Here is a 2,517-nt window from a genome sequence, read left to right on the forward strand (position 1 = left end):
CGGATCACCGCCGCGTACGTCGGCCAGCAGCCGCGGCTGCTCCTCGGTGGCCATCCGGACCGCCTGGCGGGGCACCCCGGCGCGGGCGACGAAGCGCCACCCGGCCGCCTCCGCGCCCGGCTCGGCGAGCACCACGACGGCGTTCGAGGCGACGTCGACGTACCAGCCGGAGACCTGCGCGGCCCGCGCGGCGGTCCGGTCCATCCGGGTCTTGAGCGCGTCGAGTTGCCCGACCCCGCGCTCCACCACCTTCGGCACCGCCCCGGCGTCCCGCACCCGCTGCGCCTCGGCCGGGTTGGCGACCGCCACGTTGAGCTGGCTGCCGTCGGCGCTGAGCCAACTGCCGCCGTAGTCCGCGCCGAGCTGCGCCCGCAGCTGGTCGACCACGCCGGTCGCCCAGCGTTCGGTCTTCAGCCGGGCGGCCACCTGCGTCTGGTCCAGCCGCAGGTCCCGGCGCATCGCCTCGACCACCTCCGGGTCGGCTCCGTCCACCGCCTGGCTGGTCGGCGCGCTGCGCGGCGCGCCATCGTCACCGGCGAACGACGGCAGGGCCACCGCCGCCGCCGCGCCCACCGCCGCCACCACGACACCGATGGCTGTCAATCGTCTGCGGTCCATCCGCCACGCTCCTCCCGGCCGGCGTGGGTACGCCTGCCGGGACGGAGTACGGGCAAAAGACCCGAACGGTTCAGACCTCCACGACGGTGGGGACGATCATCGGGCGGCGGCGGTACGCGTCGTTGACCCAGCGGCCCACGGTGCGACGGACGATCTGCTGGAGCTGGTGCGGATCGGTGATCCCGTCCGCCGCGGCCCGGTTGAGCGCCTCGGTGACCAGCGGGATCACCGCGTTGAACGCCTCCGGGTCCTCGGAGAAGCCCTTGGCGGACACCGTCGGGCCGGCAACCACCTTGCCGGTGACCGAGTCCACCACGACGGTGGCGGCGATGAACCCACCGTCGCCGAGGATGCGACGCTCGGTGAGCAGCGACTCGCTGACGTCACCGACGGCCAGGCCGTCGACGTAGACGTATCGGCTCTTGACGTGCCCGACCAGGCTGGCCCGGCCCTCCACCAGGTCGACCACGTCGCCGTCCTCGCAGAGCACCACCCGGTCGGCCGCCACGCCGGACTCGATGCCCAGCCGGGCGTGCGCGCGCAGGTGCCGCCACTCCCCGTGCACCGGCATCAGGTTGCTCGGCCGTACGACGTTGAGCAGGTAGAGCAGCTCCCCGGCGGGGGCGTGGCCGGAGACGTGCACCTTGGCCACGTCCTTGTGCACCACCACCGCGCCGGCTCGGGCCAGTCGGTTGATCACCCGGTAGACCGAGGTCTCGTTGCCCGGCACCAGCGAGGAGGCCAGCACCACGGTGTCGCCCGGGGCGATGGTGATGTGCCGGTGGTCACCGCTGGCCATCCGGCCCAGGGCACTCATCGGCTCGCCCTGCGAACCGGTGGACATCAGCACGATCTGCTCGGGCGGCATCGAGGTCGCCTCGTCCAGGCCGACGACCAGGCCGGGCGGGATGTTCAGCAGCCCCAGGTCACGGGCGATGCCCATGTTCCGGACCATCGACCGGCCGATCAGGGCCACCTTGCGGCCGTGTTCGAGCGCCGAGTCGAAGACCTGCTGCACCCGGTGCACGTGGGAGGCGAACGAGGCGACGATGATCCGGCCGCGCGCCTTGGCGAAGATCGAGTCGAGGACCGGGCCGATCTCCCGCTCGGGCGTGACGAAGCCGGGGATCTCCGCGTTGGTGGAGTCCGACAGCAGCAGGTCCACGCCCTCGGCGCCGAGCCGGGCGAACCCGGCCAGGTCGGTGATCCGGCCGTCCAGCGGAAGCTGGTCCATCTTGAAGTCGCCGGTGTGCAGCACCAGCCCGGCCGGGGTGCGGATGGCCACCGCGAGCGCGTCCGGGATCGAGTGGTTGACGGCGAAGAACTCGCACTCGAACGGGCCGAGCCGTTCCCGGCCGCCCTCCCGCACGGTCAGGGTGTACGGCTGGATGCGCCGCTCGGCCAGCTTCGCCTCGACCAGCGCGAGGGTGAACTGCGAGCCGACCAGCGGGATGTCGGTCTTGTGGGCGAGCAGGTAGGGCACGGCGCCGATGTGGTCCTCATGGCCGTGGGTCAGCACGATCGCCTGGATGTCGTCGAGCCGGTCGAGGATGGGACCGAAGTCGGGCAGGATCAGATCGACGCCCGGCTGCTCCACGTCGGGGAAGAGCACGCCGCAGTCGACGACCAGCAGCTTCCCGTCGTACTCGAAGACGGTCATGTTCCGACCAATGGCGCCGAGCCCGCCGAGCGGCATGATCCGCAGTCCGCCCTCCGGCAGCGGCGGGGGCAGTTGGGCCTCCTCGTTGTGCGCCTCGGTCACGCGTTCACCTCATTCTGCGACGCCGTCACCCGGCGTCCATCGTGTCGTTCGATCATTCGGAAAGCGGTAGACCCGCTGCCGCGCAGTCGGCGCGCAGCTGGGCAACCTGGCCGTCAGTGGCGTCCACCAGCGGCGGC

The 2,517-nt window shown here is 72.2% G+C and carries 2 protein-coding genes; both read right to left on the bottom strand.

Annotated features, from left to right (window positions below):
- The coding region (locus tag AB0M52_RS33130) for a S1 family peptidase (protein WP_363961794.1) at positions 1-618 on the bottom strand (618 nt) is incomplete at its 3' end.
- 70 nt (positions 619-688) lie between these two features.
- Positions 689-2,380 carry a ribonuclease J gene (locus AB0M52_RS33135; protein WP_363961795.1) on the bottom strand — a complete coding sequence of 564 codons (1,692 nt, stop codon included), beginning with the start codon at positions 2,378-2,380 and terminating at the stop codon, positions 689-691.
- Positions 2,381-2,517: the final 137 nt, after the last annotated feature.

It is taken from the genome of Micromonospora sp. NPDC051296 (genome assembly GCF_040682255.1).
GTDB lineage: Bacteria > Actinomycetota > Actinomycetes > Mycobacteriales > Micromonosporaceae > Micromonospora > Micromonospora craterilacus.